We start from the raw sequence: 19,887 nt of genomic DNA, 5'->3' as shown, positions 1-19,887 counted from the left end.
ACAGATGTCACTTAGTAAAGTGATGTCCCAAGTATAGAACACGATTATATACTAGGCTGCGCTGTCTGGGGAGAAGTTGCCTGAGAACCACAAGACGGTTAACAATTACGGTGATTATCTTAAGTATGCATGCAGGTTTAAACTCAATAAACTAGTCTCATATCACATACTTAGTCAGGTTAGTGGATTATTTTAATAAGTTTGATAGATTATTGTTCTCTTTAATATTTCATATTAGCTATCCATGATTAGAGATCAGGCATCGTTTGCTGTAAGCCCTATCCTGTAACTGAAGTCAAATGTCTACTTAGAGATAAAACAACAAAAATTGTTATAAAAACTAAAGAAGAATTTCTAAGCTGCCTGATTCGACCAGGTAAGGGCATAGATTAATTCATATAGAGGTGTTTGTCTGAGGACGTTCCCGCCCCTCTTGGGTGTAGTCAGTAATTTACGCTCTAACTTGTAAAGGTATAAATTGTCTTCAAAAGTGGGAATGGTAGTCCAAGCTATTCGCCAACCTCTTATGGCTTGAGAATACTGACAATTGCCTGCCTATGCAATGCTGCCGCAAACGCCTCATCCAAAGGTAAATGCTTTACTAACAGACGATAGTAGATCGGCCCATACAGAATATCCATCGCTAAATTTGGGTCTATGTCTGGGGCAAATTCACCGGACTCGATACCCTGGAGAATTATGTGTCGGGCAGCATTGCGTCGAGGCTTGAGAAAGCGATCGCAAAAACTTTCCAATGCCTCCGGATCACACTGTCCCTCAGCAATAATTTGTGCCACAATCCGACCCACATCACCACTCAGGATCTTGACCACCTGGCGCATCTGCAATGCTAAAGATGCCGACGCAGTATCCGTTTTAGGAAACGGCAGACTTGGCTCCACCTGAGCTAAAAACGCATCCACAATCACCGCCGCCTTACTGGGCCACCAGCGATAAATTGTTGTTTTACCCACCCCAGCTTCACGGGCGACAGCCTCAATAGAAACCTTGCGGACGCTATATGTCTGCAGCAATTTCCACGCTGCTGTCAGGATTGCCTGCTTCGACTCCCAGGAACGGGGTCGTCCAACCGAGGCCGACTGGTTGGATTTGGCGCTGCTTTTCTGACGTGGCATACTATTTACCTCAAGCTTTTCAGGTTTTTTTGATTATACATACGATACGAATCGTACAGAAATTATCTCAGAAGTGTTGACATTTCCGATACGAATCGTTTAGAAGATATATATACGAAACGCAACGTTTTGATTTTAGGTATGGTTTCAAAGATGATCTATTTAACTGTCTTGACGTTTGTTGAATAAGCCAATGGTGAAACGAGAAGAGCACGACACCCATTCCACAACAGAAAATTCACCCCATGACCACACAACAACAAAAACAAGCACTAGTAACCGGTGGCAATCGCGGCATTGGATTTGCGATCGCACAGGGCCTCCTCGCCAAAGACTACAAAGTAATCCTCACCTCGCGCGCGCTCAACAGTGCCAAACAAGCTGCCAAAACCCTCAACGGTCCCGTCATTCCCCTCAAATTAGACGTTAGCGATGACAGCTCCATCAAGCAAGCGGTTCAGACACTTAAATCCCAAGGCATCAACCACCTAGATGTATTAATCAATAATGCTGGCGTTTACCCAGATAACAGCGTCGACATACTAACCATCTCCCGCGAGTTGTTAGATTCAGCCATGCACACCAACACATTTGGCGTGGTATGCATGGTGCAAACCTTCTTACCTCTGTTAGAAGCCGCTGAGAATGCTAGGATAATCAATGTTTCCAGTGGTATGGGAGCGCTGGATGGCCTCACCACAACAGCACCTAGCTACTGCCTTTCCAAGCTAGCGCTCAACGGTGCCACTATCATGCTGGCCCAATTACTAAGGTCTAAAAACATTGTTGTGAATGCCATGTGTCCAGGCTGGGTCAGAACCGATATGGGAGGATCCTCAGCACCACGATCACCAGAACAAGGAGCAGATACGGCCATCTGGTTAGCCACCGAGGCTTCTGAGAAAGACAGTGGTAAGTTTTGGCGCGATCGCAACATAATTGAGTTTTAGAGACTTTGTATGCAACGTCTCTAAAACCAAAAATTGCCCCCTAAAGGAGAACGTACAATGAAAGCTGTTTGGTATGAAAAACCAGGTGATGCAACGGAGGTTCTAGAATATGGCGATATGGAACAGCCAGCACCAGGTGCTGGAGATGTGCGGGTAAAAGTGCATGTTTCCGGCATTAATCCCTCTGATACCAAGTTTCGCAGTGGTTGGATGGGGCTAAAACAACCCTACCCCAAAACTATTCCCCACAACGATGGTGCAGGGGTGATTGATGCCGTAGGAGAGAATGTGTCACCTGAGCGCATCGGAGAACGGGTGTGGATCTACGAAGCCCAACGACACTCAGCATTTGGCACAGCTGCAGACTATGTAGTGTTGCCTGCCCATAAAGCAATGACTATGCCAGAGTCTCTGGACTTTGCAGCAGGCGCTAGCTTAGGTGTTCCAGCGATGACGGCACACTTTTCCGTGTTTAGTGATGGTCCCATTACTGACAAAACGGTGCTGGTGCATGGAGGAGCTGGTGTCGTTGGCATGTATGCCATCCAACTAGCTAAATGGGGTGGCGCGAAGACAATCTTGGCGACAGTGAGCAGTGATGAGAAAGCAGCCGTTGCCAAGCAGATGGGGGCTGGTTATGTGATTAATTATCGGCAGGAAAATGTGGTGACGCGAGTGCGCGAAATTATTGGCAAGCGGGGGTGCGATCGCATCGTCGATGTTGCCCTGGCTGCCAACATTGACATCAACGCCAAACTTGTTGCCCGCAATGGCGTGATTGCCACCTATGAGTCAGGCAATGCAGCTAAAGTAGAAATTCCTTTTTATGAACTGCTCTACAAAAATGCCGCCCTCCGTACAGTGCTGGTTTACGCCATGAGTGACGCAGCCCATGAGGCCGCTGCCCGCGACATTAATCAGGCTAGTCGCGATGGTGCCCTGCAACATTTGATTGCAGCCCACTATCCCTTAAACGAAACCGCCGCTGCCCATGATGCAGTGGACAGCGGCAAACTCATCGGCAAAGTTGTTATTGATATCACTTAACAGGATACACGGCCCAACTCATCAAGCCACCCGCAAAAAGCGGGTGGAGTCCGACTAATCTGGGAAATCATCCTGGCTGGTCGAGGATATACTTAAGTTCTGATTTTTAGAACTTTTCGGATAATCTCAACAGGATCCGTCGGATCAGGAGTCGGTGACGTAGTGTTTAAAGCGATTGGAGGTTGCAGTTGCTGACTGGGAAAGTGGAGGTTTAGGGCTCTTCGAATGATCTGCTCAGGCTCATAAATATTGGCCGAAGGGCATGCTGTTTTTGGACAATATTTACTTACCCCAGATTGTGGAGCACGAGGAGACTGAGAAAGCTTTTGTATTGTCTCTGATATATCCACTTTGTCCAGTAATGCTGTAAACGCATCGCTGTTGAGCAAATCTTCGTCCAACTTTTTATAGGATGAGACAGACGTTGATTTATCGCTACTCGACGCACCGTTTATAATTTGGATCGAATGGGTATATCCTACAAGCTTCCGACCTGTTTGAGTTTGATAGCCTCGATAGTAGGGAACGATATCAGTTCCAAATGCTTCAAAGTATTCGTCACTATCAATATAAGAATCAATTTCTGCATCACATCCCTCATTTACCAAGCGAGCAATGTGCTCCGAAATTTCTGCATAGCTTTCAGGTGCACGACCCAGTAGATGCTTGAAGTTGAGTTCAATAGCACGTAGATTTGAATGCTTCTCAAACACTAAAGCGCGGTAACGTTCTGACTTAGCCAATAGACGCACAAACTCCATGACGGTGATTTGGCCATTCCGGAGTTGCGATTCTGCTTCTACAAACCGTTCACTTTCCATGAGGTGGGCATTGCCAAACACTTGTTTATAGGCAGTTGTAATGACCAAGTCTGCCTGCTCAACAGCATCAGAAACAAACTCGACTGGAGTTGCATTGGCATATACCTTAGCGATCTGAGCAGACGTTGCCTTAACGTACACCCTGGTGTCGTCAGCTGGAGTTGCTTGACTTTTTTTCGATAATGTAGTGTTGCTTAGGTCTGGCTTGTTGTTAAGGATACCAGAATCATTATTCACTACATTATTACTATTGAGATTTTTGAGCATCTGTTTAAGCTCTAAATATTGAATGCTGAACCATAGACCAGCATATTCTTAAATGGGAAAAACTTTCATTAAAAATTTCATTACTTTATCATGATGAAGTTAATAATAGAATGAATGCCGATTCGTTTACTTTTACGCAAAAAAACGTTTACTGACATCTTAGCCAGATTTTCAGCTATGTAACGTTTTGAAAAAATGCCCTTAGGCACAACCTATAAGTTGTCTTGATTCTTTAGTTTAGTCGTTAGATGCCCTTATTATCGAAAAACAGAAAGAGTAGGGCCTACTCTCCCAGCCCATAGGTTGTGAGAGTAATTCAGGCGCTGTAGATTGACCCATCTAGAAACAACATTAATCTCATCGGTCCAATGTTCACTATGAGTGCCCTTAAACCTTTCTATGTCAATAATTTAAGGGGGATTCGAATGTAAGCTAGATGTAGCGACGACAATAAGAGTAAAAAGATGACTGCTACTCGATTTTCGGGTGAAACTATTCTTGTGACTAGGCCCGTAGACCAAGCTGATACCTTTGTTCAACAACTTAGGGGTCAGGGAGCCAATGCGATCTCACTCTCGGCATTGTCGATTCAGCCACCGTCTAGTTGGCACGAGCTCGACCAACAACTTTCCCGGCTATCGGAGTTTGATTGGTTGATTCTAACTTCGGCTAATGGGGTCAAGTTCTTTATTGAGCGTTTGAGATCCCAGGGCTATTCACTCCAAGACATTGCCACAGTCAAAATTGCGGTTGTCGGTCGAAAAACTGCAATTTTCTTGCAACAAAAGGGGCTGACACCCGATTTTATTCCACCTCAATTCATTTCTGATTCGCTGGTGGAACATTTTCCTGATCGCGATCACTTGAACGGGGCCCAAATTTTATATCCCTGCTTGGAAGATGAACGACGGGACCTACTCATTACTGAACTTTCTCGCCTAGGGGCTGTGGTGTGGGATGTTCCAGCCTACCGCTCTGCCTGTCCAGAGGATATTGAACCGGACACGCTACAGGCCCTCAAGCAAGGAATTATTGATGTAGTTACATTTGCCAGTCCTAAGACAGTTCGATGCTTCCAACAACTCCTACAGGCCCATCAAAATAAGCTGGGCGCATTGCCAGAACAGCTATTGGAAAAGGTGGCGATCGCTTCTATTGGACCACTAACATCTGAAGCCTGTCAAGAGATCTTTAGTCGGGTAGATATTCAGCCTAATGAGTACTCTCTAAATGGTTTAACCGCAGCGCTGATTCAATGGGCCGCAGCAAGAGGATCTGCATTTGAGGCAAAGCAAACGCGTTTGCCCATCAACTAGCAGGAAGAGAGCTACGTTACAAAAGATTGAGTAATGGCCCGTCATTCCTGGGGGATTTCGCTATGATCATGGGAGTTATTTATTGAGAAACATTCTTAATAAATAACTGATCCTGTGTCTGGAAGTAAACTTAATTAGCATGTAAGAGGTCAATCATGGATTCCCTCATTCTCAAAATTATCTTCTTAGTTTTCTTCGTATTAACAGGGATTATCCGCAAACCCTATCAACGGGAGATTAAGGAGAATACCATCATCGATAACCGTAAAACCCCTCTAGAGAATGGCCTGTTAGCATTTGTTCTGCTGGGGATGTTTGTTTTGCCGCTGATTTATATTGTTACGCCACTGTTTAATTTTGCTAACTATTTTCTACCGATTTGGGCGAATGTATTGGGCATTTTGATGTTTGCGATCGCGCTCTACTTATTTTGGCGTTCTCACCATGATCTCGGCAAAAACTGGTCACCCACATTGCAGGTTCGAAAAGACCATACATTAATTACCAACGGCATTTATCGATCTATCCGCCACCCCATGTATACCTCGCTCTGGTTATGGGCCATGGCCCAAGCACTATTATTAACAAATTGGATTGCCGGTCTTTCAGGCATAATTACGTTTGGTTTTCTATATTTTCTCCGGGTGGGTAATGAGGAGAAAATGATGCTGGAACAATTTGGTGAACAATATCAGGCATATCGGCAACGGACGAAGCGGTTGGTCCCGTTTATTTTTTGATTGTTTGACCATAAGCGCCATATATCGCCCCCTCCCTGACAGCGATTAAGGTAATTTCTAACGGTATGGCAGAACGAGTGCACAGCTTTTGAGCAAATTATCGTTACGCGATCGCGTTGCTGCAGCCCTACTAGCACAACGATAATTTGCGGCATTACAGCTGCACTTGGGACAATAATGATAGAGACAATAATAATAGAGCCCCACTTCTGGGCGATAGGTAGAACATAACCATCCATGGAGCACACCGAAGCTCAGACCGACCTGCAAGACACCGCCACTGGCATCTTTGCCTGGCTACCTCAACTCAGACGCGAAATATGGATTCTAGCGACCGGGCAGTTGCTTTTATACATCGGCCAGGGATTTACCCTGGTCTATGCCTCGATTTACTTTGTCAACGAACTTGGCTTTTCTCCGACTCAAGTCGGGTTAGCCTTAAGCAGTAGCGGTCTGGCTGGAATAGTCGGACGTTTTTGGTCCGGTTATGCCATTGATTCTGATTTTTGGGGTCGTCGTCGAACGCTGATGCTATCAGCCATGATTACGGCGTTAGCTTGTTTTTGTCTTGCCTTTGCCAATACCTTTGTGCTGTTAGTTTTAGGCAATCTGCTGTTGGGGTTAGGAATCAGCTTATACTGGCCTGCAAATTTATCCATCACAACAGACCTGACCACAACAGAAAACCGTACAGAAGCCTTTGCCCTAACGCGGCTAGTGGATCATTTGGGCCTTGCTTTGGGTGCTTTACTCGCTGGACAATATGTGGCTATGTCTGGTAACTACAGCATCCTGTTTATCCTAAAAGGCTTAACCTACGCCCTATTTGCTGGGGTGATCTATGTGGCAATTGCAGAAACACGACAGCCCCTCGGTGACATGCGTAACGTATGGCAAGATTGGTGGCAAGCATTTCGCGATCGCAACCTCCTCACCTTCCTCAGCGCCAATATCATCTTTACTATCTATGCCGCCCAGTACACCAGCACCCTACCTCTGTACCTCGCCAACTTTATCCCTGGTGGCAATACAGAAATTGGCTTCTCAGAACAGTGGATCAGCTACTTCTTCGTCTGGCACGTTGTCCTAAAAGTTGTTTTTCAGCTCCCCATCACCCGTTTAGTCAAAACCATCAACCATGTCTCCATTATGTTAGTCGCCCTCATCATTTGGAGTGCTGCTTTCTTTTTGCTGTGGCTTGTCGGCAATATTGCAATCGACCCACTATTGATAGCCATCAGTGCCTTTAGCCTCATCGCTCTGGCCGAAATCCTCTATTCACCAGCAGGGGTTTCTCTTCTCGGTGAAATGGCACCTTCAAATTTGCGAGGGATTTACTTTTCCCTAGAATCTCAATGCTGGTCCATTGGATTCACGGTTGGCCCTGCCCTAGGAGGCTGGGCACTGGATCATCCTGAGACGATGGGGACTAATCTATGGCTATATTTGATTACTGGAGGTTTTGTCGCCAGTTTTATTTTGGTGGTATTGAAGCAGAAATTAACAACTGTTGAGGAGTCTGATCTTATTGTTGATGGGTTTTGAATAGTAGAGAGAAAGTATGTTGACTGGCTGTAACCAGTACAATATCTGTTGCATGCATGCCCAACAAATCCACGCAATTTAATCACTTTTCCTAACCAGCAATATTAATCTTGTTGCTTCTAGAGTAGAGCTGAGAGTAACAAGATTACGATTATTGCTTGGCTTTAAAAAGGATTAACCAATGTTGTATTTAAACAAGAAATGGGAATCTTAAAGTCATCCATTATTTACCTCTTCATTCCCTTTTCCCAAGACTGGTAAAGACCAGACTTAAAGCCTCCAAGGATTTGAGTGTAGAGGTAGATGTTAAGTAGTTAAACAGCTTATTCGTATTCCATAAACAAAAGCTGTGAACTTGAGTGAAAGATCAGTTAGTTAGGTTCTGTACATGGTCGATAGTTTTAACGGTATTAAGCAGTGTCTTGACATTGCCCAATCCAAAAAAAATGGTTGCTTACAGGTTAAGAGCAATGGCATCACCTGGAATGTTTTTGTCAAGGAAGGCCGCCTTCAATATGCCGTCCATTCCATACAGACGTTCGAGACAATAAAATACTGCCTAAATAAGTTAGGGTATCGGGTGCCTGAAAAGACGCTAGACAATTTACAGCCCGATTTTCGAAGCGTTCAACTATCCACTAACCAAGTATGGTTACTCTATGAAGCCAGCAATCAGCTATATCAAGAGGGAGTATTAGACAGTAATGCCACCCAAATGCTTAAGCTGGAACTGTCTAAAGACGCCCTAGAATCTTTGTTTTGGTTAAGACAAGCAACATATGTATGGCTAGACCAGACGTCATATCACCCTGATGTTGCTTCTTTCTCAACCATCATTAACCAGTTGAAAGAACAACTCAAAATCTGGCAAAGGTTGAGTCAAATAGTGTCCTCACCCTACCAGCGGCCCTATTGCCCTGACCGAAGTAAGCTTAGTCAGCCTGTGCCCAATGGTATATTGACTCAGACACTCCTTCAAGCACTGGCTCAGCTGATGAATGGCAATAATATTCAACAACTCGCGTCATTTGTGAGGCAAGATACTCTGAAATTTGCCCAATTGCTAAATCCGTACATACAACAACAGTACTTTATTTTAAAATCTCCGGTTTCTCCTTACGACAAACTTCCCAATATTCCAGCCCCGAACAGTGTTCAGGCCGTAGGGAAACCAACCATTTCACCCCCAACCTCCTTGCCAACCCATAGAAAGGTTCACAAGATTGTTTGCATTGATGACAGCCCAGCCATGCTAGAAACGATTCAAGGTTACTTAGGTTCAGAAGGCTTTGATGTAGCCACCGTTGAAAATCCGATGGAATCAATGTCAACTCTGTTTTCCATGAAACCAGACTTAATTTTGATGGATGTTTCCATGCCAGGTATTAACGGTAATCGTCTGTGCACGATCCTGCGTCGTAGCTCTGTCTTCAAAAAGGTGCCAATCATTATGGTCAGCAGTAATACTAGTGTCTTAGATAAAGCCAAATCCGAATCCTCTGGTGCCACTGATTACCTAACCAAGCCTTTTTCAAAAGCAGATTTGCTCGCCATTGTTGAAGAGTATCTTTCAATTGTTGTTGCTGCATAGAAAGCTCTGGGCAGGCTAAGTGTGTGTTCTAAGTCTTTCGTTTCCTATATTTTTTGATGTTCTAAGGAGTAATCCATGGGTAAAAATATACTTGTTGTTGACGATATGCAGGCTCAGCGTGATTTAATGTCTAACTACTTATCACGAGCCGGTTATAACGTTACCACCGCTGAAAGTGGTGCAGAGGCCCTTGTCATGGTCAAAGCCAACAAACCCGATATTGTTGTAACAGATTTAGTGATGCCTGAAATCACAGGTTTGGAATTGTGCCGTGAACTTAAACGTCAACCAGACACTGCAGCAATCCCCGTCGTGGCTTGTACAACTAAAGATCGCAAAATGGACCAGAACTGGGCCAGAAAGCAGGGGGTAGCCGCCTATGTTGTTAAGCCCTGTACTGAGCAAGAATTAGTCGATGCAGTTCGCTCGGTCGTCTAGTATATAAGGCTTTATTAGGACGTCCCTGCAAGCCAGATCGCTTAGATACCTATCTCCATATTGCACTTATTCCCAATATGCTTGTCATGACATTGGGAGTCCTGGGTAATGTGGAGAATGGGTTTAAGAACAGATTGATTCCTTCATGTATTTGAGCTTTGCCCCCATAAAAACTGTTGCATCTTTTTAATTTAAGCAGTAATATCCCCTAGCTAGGGCATGCGCTCTGGCTAGGGGATTTATGCATTAAGGTGTGTTACAAGTTTGGTGTAAAAAGCTGATGACCAACGTAAGGCGCTGGCGCTTAAATAATCACCCCATTATCCCATTACTCATCCACCCATCGACAGCCCCAACCCGGGTCTTTATTTTTGTGCAGTCCCCTAATCAATAGCCCATCAATGTTGTATTAAAACTAGTAGTAACTCCCGCAGCACGAATCAGACTTCGTTTTTCCTACGGGAGTTACTTATCAAGTGTGAAATACGTTTGAAGAACCTTACTTGGCAGCTACAGCTCCACCAGCGGAATTTACCGCATTATTGTAGATTGCAGCATGATAGCTTGCTAGATCAGGTGCTTGTTCAATAGCGCCTTGAGTGACCATAAACTCAGCTGATTCCAGTAGGACTTTACCCAAAGCACCAGGTGCATCCGATGTGCCTAAATATTTAATGCTCGCTTGTTCTTCAGCGCTGAGCCAAACTAACTCGTTCATTACATCGAGACTTTGTTCAGGTGTTAATCCAAGTTCGCCTGAGATAGCCTGTGCAGCTGATTCTGGGTCTGCACGGTAGAAGTCAACTGCTTCATCTAATGCCATGACATATTTCTCAACGGCCTCTGGATATTGGCTGACAAAATCTTGGTGAACAACAGCCAAATCAGCAGTGATAATACCCTCATCAGCTAATTGCTTGGCCGATGTAATAACAATACCATTATCCTCTTGAAGCTTACCCAGAACTGGATGCCATATAAAACTGCCATCAATGGTTCCTTTCTGCCATGCCGCCAATGTTTCATCCGGCGTCATATCAACAATCTTGACTTCCGCAGCATCTACCCCATTTTCTCGTAAGGCCGATAAAAGGCTAAAGTGGGTCGTCGAGCCAAATGGCACAGCAATAGTTTTCCCTTTCATATCAGCAAGGCGGATAATCCCAGAGTCAGGCCTGATGGCAAGAGCCTCGTTCTCACCAATAATGTCATGAATGAAATAAACCTGGTAAGGTAGATTATTGGCAATGCCTGTAGAAACAGGGACAGAGCCAGCCAAACCTAAATCAATTTCTCCGGCCATCATCGCCTGGTTGACATCACCACCAGAACTATACTGAACCCATTCTATCTCAACCCCTGGGAGGTTTTCTTCAACCATACCCTGGGATTTTGCCAATAGCTCAGCATTGGGAATCACCTGATAACCTACTCTGATTTCTTCTGGCATACTACCTGCACTGTTGCCGTTGTTTGCCCCAGCATTATTCTCAACAGTTGCCTTGGGTGTGCAAGCAGAGATCGTTAATACCAGACTTAATCCTGTCAAGCCTAGTAATGTGTTGAATTTTCTGCGTGGTAGACCAGTTTGTCGAAGCTGTTCAAAAAACATTTAGGTTACATGTCCTTACGGTAAACGGACTGAGGTGCAATATTCGATTGCAGGTCAGATAGAAACCCTTAGGAATTTCCCGGGTGTGTAGTGTTGGCAATATGATTCCCTCGTAAAGTTGTGATTGATGATTCTTGTCTCAAGCATAAGGTTTCTGGATGAGACTTTTGCGAATTGATAATTTTACATAATGGCAGTGATTCAGGAATTGCATAATACAATGTCCTAGAACACTACACTCTCGAAGATTTGACCTCACATATGCAGGTCAAAATAGCCTGCCAAACGAAACAAGTATTTGACACTAAATAGGTGGTTTGATACTTATATGGGGCTGTTGGGCAATCTACAAGTACTTCCACAACTGCTTACGCAATCATAAGAATGCATTAGAAACTTTATGGTGATTGAAACAAGTTAAGTATGTATGGGTTTATCACACATCTAGTCAAAGCCATCTTATGCTACTGATGGATGTTATTCAAAAATTGTAATAACAGAGTCGAAATATCTTATATTCCTGTGTTACTTGCACAGCCAAAGATCGCGAAATGGATCACTCTTGGGCTAAGAAGGAAGGAGTTGCAGCTTATGCCGTCAAGTCTTGCGCAGTAGAACAACTTATTGACGCAGTTTGATGCAGTGCGACATGTTGCTCATTGGTGCGTAGTATGGCTTATATTCTATTTCCTTGGTTCTGGTGTTGTCAGATCCTGTCTTATGCTTTTTGATACTTCTTATTGACCCATGCAAACGACGCAAAAACCGATCGAACGACTCCAAGCTTTACTGCCTGATGTGTTTGAACCCCAAACTCAAACAGGAGAGTTATATCTAAAATTTCACCTTGGTTCATCTTTAACTGTAGTTATTCCTTTGGTACAGGTGGTAGAAACTCTCAGGATTTCAGCTCATCAGGTTTCACCTATTCCAAATATGCCTGCTTCTGTGCTAGGTCTGATGAGCCATCAAGGTAAAATATTATGGGCACTTGACCTCCCTAAATTGTTAGAAGTACCTCAAAAGGATGTTCGTTCTCGGCAATACGATATCATTGTGGTTGAGGTTATGTTAGATGATGGTCAAGAATCTGATTGCCAATTTCTAGGCCTGTATGTTCCTCAGATTCAAGGTACATTACGGATGAATCCGGAAGAACTGATACCCTCATTTGAGGAGATAATGCCAGGGCTTGCACCATATTTGCAAGGACAGTTTCAGGGGGAAGATGAAAAGCTATTCCTTCTGGATATTGATGCTATTTGTAGTGCGGAATCTTTATACGTTTACACAAGTAGTTTGTAAGAGCTATTGGCAAGCTTCTGCTTTCTTTATTCTTCATTGCTTATCATTTTGAATGATTATGGTCTCTTCTTCTGTAAATCAAAATCCATCTTTAACTGAAACATCCTCCCTGGTTAAAAATGGTTTATCTGGTGCATCCCGCGTTCAAAACCAATCGAAAGTTACCCAAGGACAAACACTTACCCAACGTCTTCTTACCTATGTGTTACCAACGGCCTTGATCCCGCTGATCGTAGCAGGAGCCGTCGAATTTTTTACGGTGAAGCAAAAGGCTAAAACGCAGGCACTGGAAAATCTTAAACTAGAATCATTGCTGGCTGCTGAAGCTGCCAATGTCTTTGTGGTAGATACGCTAAAAATTCCAGAAGTGATTGGTTTAAATCCATCGGTTCGCCAGGCCTTAGTGACTGATGCCAATAAAGCTGTGAGTAAAAATTGGCATACTACCCCCATTGACGCTCTAGAAACATCATTTTCCAGTACCAAGCTTCTGACCCCAAATGGCGCTTTAAATCAATATCTTAGGGATGTTGCTGTAGTTGAGGGATTTGGCGAGATTTTCTTTACTGAGCGCCATGGCTTTAATGTGGCCTACAGTAAAGTCACCTCAGACTTTGTCCAACGAGATGAAGAATGGTGGCAGGTTGCAAGTCAGAAAGGATATTTTGTCAGTGCAGCCGTTAGTGATGAGTCTACTGGTATTGACGGTATCGAAATGTCTCGGGCCATTTTAGAGCCGAGCAATAATAATTTTTTAGGCGTGATTAAAACCTTGGTCCCGGTTGAGGCGCTCCACATAGAGCTGACAACCCTATTGTCGGCTATCTTGCAGGATAACCAGGTTATTGAAATCTTAGATGCAAGGTCAGGCACTCCTGTTGCGGTTGTTTCTTCAGAAGGTACTCAGGTTGAGGCCAAGTCTTTATTGGGAACTGAGTCCATTAAGGTGATTGCTAAGGAACTGGATAATGCCCTAAATACTCCTGACTATACTGTTGATGAAATTATTGCAGATATCCGTGCAGCCGTAGAGTTACCTGATCTACAAATTGAGCTAGAAAAAGTTGATCAAGAGAATGTTGGCTTATATCTATCTTCACTCTTTAAACTAGAAGGTATTTATTACAGTATTACCACTGTGCCAGGTACAAACTGGGTGGCACTTGCGGTTATTAACGAGGCAGAGGTCAATGCAGCAGGCAATGATTTAATTCGAACATTTGGTGTGACGACGCTAACTCTTGCTCTTGTAGCGACTGTAGTGTTGAGTGTTTTAGCGAGACAGTTAGCCTCTCCCCTGAAATCTTTGACCTCGACGGCAGCCGCTGCCGCAGGTGGCCAACTAGAGATTCGAGCACCTCTAGCGGGCACAGTGGAAACCAAAACTTTAGGGGCAGGTTTTAATTCATTGCTCAATCAGTTGCAGACCTTGCTTCAAGAACAAACTGCTGTAGCCCAGGAACAAGAGCGTCAACGGGCGGAGCTAGAGAATGAAATCGCCCAATTGATGGAAGACGTTGGCGATGCCGCAGACGGAGACCTGCGAGTCCGTGCCCAGCTATCTGAGGGTGATGTCGGTATTGTAGCTGACTTGTTTAACTCAATCATTGAGAACTTACGACTCACGACAAAACAGGTAAAAAAATCTACCGGGCAGGTCACCAGCTCTCTATCTGAAAATGAGGCCGCTATTCAAGAGCTGTCAGTTCAGGCAGTAGCTGAGGTAGAATCTTTGAAAGATACGATGGAAGCGGTAGAAGACATTGGCCAATCAATTCAGGAAGTAGCCAACAACGCAGGTGAAGCTTCTGTTCTTACTCAAGATACCTACGCAACGGTGAAAGCCGGTACATCCTCTATGGATCAAACAGTAGCAAGTATTGTGGGTCTGAGATCAACGGTTGGTGAAACAGCGAAGAAAATCAAACGATTGGGTGAATCAGCCCAGAAGATTTCCCAAACAGTGAGCTTGATTGACGAAATTGCCTTGAAAACCAACTTATTGGCGGTTAATGCCAGTGTTGAGGCGGCCCGAGCCGGTGAAATGGGTGAAGGTTTCACAGCGGTTGCAGAACAGGTAGGATCGCTGGCAGAACAATCATCATCTGCAACCAAAGAAATTGCTCAGATTGTTGCGGAAATTCAAACAGAAACCCAGGAAGTTGTCGAGTCAATTGAAACGGGTACTGCCCAGGTGGTTGATAGTACCAACCTTGTGGAAACAACCAAACGGCGTCTGACTGAAGCACTCAACAAATCAGAACAAATTAATGAACTGATGCAACAAATCTCAGCATCTACCAAATATCAGACAGAGTCATCATCAGCTGTTAACGCACTGGTGAGAGAAGTCGCTGAGGAATCTGAAAAACGTTCAGAATCGGCACAGCAGATGGCCCAAGCCATGAAAGATGCCACTGAAGTTGCACAAGAACTGGAAGCCTCGGTAGAACAGTTTAAGATTGACGATGAAAACTAACAAATACGGCTAAAACCGATTGGCCATTCAACCAAACGAATAAACGAGAGAGCTGCTATGGGTCCAACTTAAAGCTCCGATTAAATTCGCAGTCCAGTTTCGACTTCAACACCATACCTGAATCACACCATGGCTACCGATCAGCAGGTTCGAGAAAGATTTCTGGAGGAATCCGGAGAATATTTTGAGCAGATGGAACAGGTTTTGCTTGGCCTGCCCGATGCAGAAAACCCTGCTCAGCAAATTGATGTGGCCATGCGCGCTGCTCACTCCCTGAAGGGAGGAGCTGGCATGATGGGGTTTGCACCCATGGCCCAGGTGGCCCACCGACTAGAAGATTTCCTCAAAATCATTAGAGCCCGCAATGTGGATGTGGATACTGATTTGGAAACCCTCTTACTGCAAGGAGTAGATAGCCTGAAGGCCGTGAACTCACAACTGTCCTCAGGCTTGAGTGTTGATAACGCATGGATTGCAATCCATGTAGATCCTATTATTGAGCAGTTAAGAGATCGTTTGGGTGAACTAAGCGAGGCCGATGAAAGTCTCCTCCTCTCAGACGAGGACGATATAGACGTAGCCATTCTTGTGTTCAATGGGGGTGTGGAAGAAGCCCTGGATACGTTTGAGGCAAATTTGCCTGGCTATGCAGGAGAACCACTGCGGGAAGCTTTGTGTAAACAGGCTAATCGATTAATTGAACTGGGGCTGATGGGGGGAATCGATACCTTTGTAGAGCTTTGCCAGTCAGTTTATGATCAAGCCCAAAGCGCTAGCCTTGGGCAGATGCCAGCATTATGCAAGCAGGCATTGACGGCCTGGAGACGTTCTCAGTCCCTGGTGCAACTGGGGCGTATGGATAAGCTGCCATCCCAACTCAAATTTATTCCTGATACGACGCCTGATGCAACCTTGGAGAGTGCCACTGTAGTAGAGCCCGCCGCCGTATGGGAATCGATATTACCCACAGACTCGCCGTCCGAAATAGAAGATGCCGTTACTGACATATCTCTCCCGATGGCAGAAGAGACGATCAGTTTGGGTGATACTGATCTAGCAAGCTTGCAGATGGAAATGGCTGCTGCTGCTGAAGCGTTAGAAATATTGCCAAGTATCGATAATGATAATATTGACAGCTCCATTGTTGTGGTTCCTGAGCCTGCTGTCGAAATACTTGCAGAAGCCGAACTACTTGCAGAAATGGATCCACCAAGGCCTAAAAACCTGGGTGTTGAGACTACTGTGGACCCACCAGCAATGGATTTACCTGAGCTGGATGCAAAGGATCTCAGCCAGTTACAGGCAGCATTTGCTCAACTTGACATAACCACCTTAGTTGACCCTTTTGATAAGGATAGGGTTACCGCAACAACTGATTTAGTCGCCCCAGAAATTACCCCAGACGCTATCTCTGAAGCAACCTCAGAGGCTATCCCGGCACAAGTATCCAATTCCACCCAAAGGTTGGCTCGCCCTAGGGTAAAACGAAAAATTGTTCGCCCTCAGATGACGGCACCTAAGCGAACCGGCACGTTTCGGATCGCTGCGGAAGATTTACAACAGATCAATGATCTCTTTGGTACCTTGATTCTGGAGCGAAATGCGATCAACCTGCGACAAAAGCAGTTAAATGATTTTGCCACCCTACTACAAGAACGGATGCAAGCACTGGAATCGTTTAACGTCCGGTTGCGTCAATGGTATGACCGTTCTTCTATGGAAAGTCTTCTGCCAACAGGGGCGATGAATGCCAGTCTACCGGTTGCCCTTGCGGAGTCAAGAGCGTCTGATAGTGGCATAGGTGTGGCACTCTCTCAAGATTTTGATGCCCTGGAGATGGACCAATATTCTGAATTACATTTGCTTGCCCAGGAGCAAATGGAAACAGTTGTTAAGCTTCAGGAGGTAACTGCTGACATCCGTCTGGGTCTGCGGGAAATGGACCAGACCACCCAGTCTCTTAATGGTACGACCCAAAAACTGCAAAATCGAATTACTCGGACTCAAATGCGTCCGATCTCGGATATACTAGGCCGCTTTCCTCGACTGATTCGTGATTTATCTGTTCAATACGATAAAAAAGTCAAGCTCAAAATCGAAGGGGAAACCACTCTCTTTGAACGGATTACTTTAGAGCTGTTGGCAGACCCTCTTACCCATATCCTGAGAAACTCCTTTGACCATGGGATTGAGCCAAACCATGAACGGATTAAGGCGGGTAAAGCTGAAATGGGATTGATAACCATTCGGGCTTCTCAAATTGGCAACCGTGCCCGAATGGTTATTCGTGATGATGGACGCGGCATTAACCTGGATAAAATTCGCGATCGCATGCGACAACACAATATTGATGAGGCTGTTATCAATAAAATGAGTAAGCAGGAGCTACTCTCCGTTATTTTTGATGCAGGGTTTAGTACCGCAGCTGAGGTTACTGAACTGTCGGGCCGTGGTGTGGGTATGGACGTGGTTCGCAGCAATTTGCAACAGTTGAATGGTGATATTCAGGTAGATACACAGCTTGGCCAGGGAACAACCTTTACCATTGAAATTCCCTTAAGCCTCTCTGTAATTCGGATCATGCTTTTGGAACAGGAATCCATGGTATTTGCTGTGCCTGTGGATGCTATAGAAGAACTGATGGCTCTGGATAGGGACCAACTGATTGACTCTGACCAAGGACCCAAATTTATCTGGCAGGGGCAACAGATCCCCTTAGTCCAGCTCGAAGATCACCTCACGTTCAATGGCAGGGCCTCCTTGACTCCCTTTGAGGGTAAACCTACCATTGACCACCCGATGGCTCTCATCGTTAGCCATGACAACGGTTATTGTGCCATTGTCATCCAGCGCTACTGGGGGGAGCAGGAAGTTGCGACCCGAGCCATTACAAGCCCCATTCCCTTGCCACCTGGCTTTGTCGGGGCAACTGTTTTGGGGGATGGTCGAGTTGTCTCTCTGGTTGATCTACCGCTACTCATTTCTAGTACTGCTTTTGACAAGATCCACACACCATTAGAAACCGAATCGGACGTTTCTAACCTCGTCCCATTACCCCAGCAAAACCATGGCTCGCAACCAACAGTCTTGGTCGTGGATGATTCTGTACACTTGCGTCGTTATCTTACACTTACCCTAGAGAAAGCAGGTTACTATGTCGAACAAGCACGGGATGGGCAAGAAGCCGTCGATAAACTTCTTAAAGGCTTAAACGTACAGGCTGTTCTTTGTGATGTAGAGATGCCTCGTCTTGATGGCTATGGTGTGCTGGATGAAATTAAAAATCGACCTGAGTTTAAGTCGTTACCCATTTCGATGCTAACCTCCCGCAGTAGTGAAAAGCACCGCAAATTAGCAATGAACCTGGGAGCTGCTGCCTACTTTGCCAAGCCATACAATGAGCAAGTGTTATTGCAGACCTTAGAGAAGCTCATTGCGAAAACAGTTTAACGGTATGGCGATTCCCGGTCATGATCCCCCAGCATCGCCCAGTTGTCCACGATCAAACAGATCGATGATCCAAAATTGTGCAAAGTGCCCACAAAGCACCCTACAAAATTCTTGCCAAACTCGCCCTCATTCCCCCATTACTCTGGCCTGATACCGAAAACGCCAGGGCCTCTCGATAAACCCGTTGCGCCGGATGCCCTGCGAAATTCGCCGCCCCCCGTGACACAATCACTGCCCCATGGCTACACCGCACCGCTAGCTCAATCGCCCAAGCCCGCAACCGCAACCTCTCCTCCGATGGATTCTTTAAAGTCCCATAGGTAGCTTCTCGGCAGCGACACACCTCATGGGTTAATCTCCCATAGGCCTCACCAATCTCAGGAAATACAGACGACTGAGCCCTTTTTAAAATATCCAACCCTCCCTGAGCACAGCCAAGGGCAAAAAAATTGTGCGTCAGCGGATACCCCATATCTGCCTGCTGAATCCACCCCGCTGGCTTAACATCCAAAACCAATTTCTCAGGCGCAAACCAATCCTGCAAAGTCGCTGTTACCGTTTGTGTTGATCCTAAGGCTGCCAGTTCCATGGGTTCACTAAATGCAAGCGAGCCTTTGACAGGATGAAATGGAGCTAGAACAAAAACTGCTCGTCCATCCGGTAGTTGTGCTGCCAACATCCAATGCTCAAAAATCCCAAACCCCGTAATCCAAGGCACTGTGCCATTAAACATATACCCCCCAGCGGTCTCTTTTGCCAGGATAGGCTGTTGTGCCCGACGCAAATGAGAGAAGCCTACACCCAGACCAATGTCACCTGCGATCGCACCCTGCAAATAGGTCTGTTTTAGTTCTAGGTTGTCAGAATTCCAAAGCTCCTGGGCACACCGCTGATGCTGACTTTGTAAAAACACCAGTGCTCCAGAGTAGCGCGCCAGCTGCTCCGTAAATCGATAAACCGCCTCAGAATTCCAACCTTGTCCCCCACCCTGTTTGGCAACCTTAAGTCCCAATAACCCATGGCGACCTAATTCCTGAAATGCCTTATGTAAGGACGTTGGGTCTCGATCTAGCTGTGCCGCCTGTGGAGCAATGAGCGTTTGAAATAAGTGATCAAGCGTATGGGTGGAGTGACCGGTAATAACAGATGTGCTCATGGGGGCAAATAACTGGCTCGTATAATCCCAATGT

At 45.4% G+C, this 19,887-nt stretch carries 14 protein-coding genes; 10 read left to right on the top strand and 4 right to left on the bottom strand.

Annotated features, from left to right (window positions below):
* Positions 1-524: 524 nt before the first annotated feature.
* Entirely contained in the window at positions 525-1,136 is a 612-nt protein-coding gene (locus QGP82_RS09435; RefSeq protein WP_499058595.1) for a TetR/AcrR family transcriptional regulator, read from the bottom strand.
* A gap of 245 nt (positions 1,137-1,381) precedes the next feature.
* On the opposite strand from QGP82_RS09435, the gene QGP82_RS09430 reads away from it, so the two are divergent.
* Together QGP82_RS09430 and QGP82_RS09425 are read left to right on the top strand one after the other, a co-directional pair.
* Positions 1,382-2,086, top strand: coding sequence for an SDR family NAD(P)-dependent oxidoreductase (locus QGP82_RS09430; protein WP_499058594.1), 705 nt, complete (start codon positions 1,382-1,384; stop codon positions 2,084-2,086).
* Between the two features lie 57 nt (positions 2,087-2,143).
* Positions 2,144-3,133, top strand: a complete 990-nt coding sequence (locus QGP82_RS09425; RefSeq protein ID WP_499058593.1) for an NADPH:quinone reductase — start codon at positions 2,144-2,146, stop codon at positions 3,131-3,133.
* Positions 3,134-3,225: 92 nt separating this feature from the next.
* On the opposite strand, the gene QGP82_RS09420 is transcribed toward QGP82_RS09425, so the two are convergent.
* On the bottom strand, positions 3,226-4,221 hold the full coding sequence (locus QGP82_RS09420) for a phycobilisome rod-core linker polypeptide (protein WP_499058591.1): 996 nt from the start codon (positions 4,219-4,221) through the stop codon (positions 3,226-3,228).
* 464 nt (positions 4,222-4,685) lie between these two features.
* On the opposite strand from QGP82_RS09420, the gene QGP82_RS09415 reads away from it, so the two are divergent.
* The 5 genes from QGP82_RS09415 (at position 4,686) to QGP82_RS09395 (ending at position 9,851) form a co-directional block, all read left to right on the top strand.
* Positions 4,686-5,537 (top strand): uroporphyrinogen-III synthase, encoded by an 852-nt coding sequence (locus tag QGP82_RS09415; RefSeq protein ID WP_163664010.1) that lies wholly within the window; start codon positions 4,686-4,688, stop codon positions 5,535-5,537.
* Positions 5,538-5,692: 155 nt separating this feature from the next.
* On the top strand, positions 5,693-6,277 hold the full coding sequence (locus QGP82_RS09410; protein WP_499058590.1) for a protein-S-isoprenylcysteine O-methyltransferase: 585 nt from the start codon (positions 5,693-5,695) through the stop codon (positions 6,275-6,277).
* 237 nt (positions 6,278-6,514) lie between these two features.
* The gene (locus QGP82_RS09405; RefSeq protein WP_499058589.1) at positions 6,515-7,822 is read left to right on the top strand and encodes an MFS transporter; all 1,308 of its coding nucleotides are present in this window, start codon (positions 6,515-6,517) and stop codon (positions 7,820-7,822) included.
* 388 nt (positions 7,823-8,210) lie between these two features.
* The gene (locus QGP82_RS09400; RefSeq protein ID WP_499058588.1) at positions 8,211-9,413 is read left to right on the top strand and encodes a response regulator; all 1,203 of its coding nucleotides are present in this window, start codon (positions 8,211-8,213) and stop codon (positions 9,411-9,413) included.
* 75 nt (positions 9,414-9,488) lie between these two features.
* Entirely contained in the window at positions 9,489-9,851 is a 363-nt protein-coding gene (locus QGP82_RS09395; protein WP_006513972.1) for a response regulator, read from the top strand.
* A 499-nt stretch (positions 9,852-10,350) separates the two neighbouring features.
* Here the strand turns inward: QGP82_RS09395 and QGP82_RS09390 are convergent, their stop codons facing one another.
* Positions 10,351-11,463: a taurine ABC transporter substrate-binding protein gene (locus tag QGP82_RS09390; protein WP_163699397.1), complete on the bottom strand. Its 1,113-nt coding sequence runs from the start codon at positions 11,461-11,463 to the stop codon at positions 10,351-10,353.
* 747 nt (positions 11,464-12,210) lie between these two features.
* Between QGP82_RS09390 and QGP82_RS09385 the strand changes: the two genes are divergently transcribed.
* The 3 genes from QGP82_RS09385 (at position 12,211) to QGP82_RS09375 (ending at position 18,697) form a co-directional block, all read left to right on the top strand.
* The gene (locus QGP82_RS09385; protein WP_499058586.1) at positions 12,211-12,768 is read left to right on the top strand and encodes a chemotaxis protein CheW; all 558 of its coding nucleotides are present in this window, start codon (positions 12,211-12,213) and stop codon (positions 12,766-12,768) included.
* Positions 12,769-12,826: 58 nt separating this feature from the next.
* Positions 12,827-15,247: a methyl-accepting chemotaxis protein gene (locus QGP82_RS09380; RefSeq protein WP_499058585.1), complete on the top strand. Its 2,421-nt coding sequence runs from the start codon at positions 12,827-12,829 to the stop codon at positions 15,245-15,247.
* A gap of 129 nt (positions 15,248-15,376) precedes the next feature.
* Positions 15,377-18,697: a response regulator gene (locus tag QGP82_RS09375; RefSeq protein WP_499058583.1), complete on the top strand. Its 3,321-nt coding sequence runs from the start codon at positions 15,377-15,379 to the stop codon at positions 18,695-18,697.
* 100 nt (positions 18,698-18,797) lie between these two features.
* On the opposite strand, the gene QGP82_RS09370 is transcribed toward QGP82_RS09375, so the two are convergent.
* Positions 18,798-19,853, bottom strand: coding sequence for an acyl-CoA dehydrogenase family protein (locus QGP82_RS09370; RefSeq protein ID WP_499058581.1), 1,056 nt, complete (start codon positions 19,851-19,853; stop codon positions 18,798-18,800).
* Between the last annotated feature and the right edge of the window lie 34 nt (positions 19,854-19,887).

This window comes from Leptothoe sp. LEGE 181152 (assembly GCF_032906605.1).
In the GTDB taxonomy this organism is placed as follows: Bacteria; Cyanobacteriota; Cyanobacteriia; order Phormidesmidales; family Phormidesmidaceae; genus Leptothoe; species Leptothoe turfae.
The sequence above is the reverse complement of the archived record's forward strand: the minus strand, read 5'-3'. Positions and strand labels throughout refer to the sequence as shown.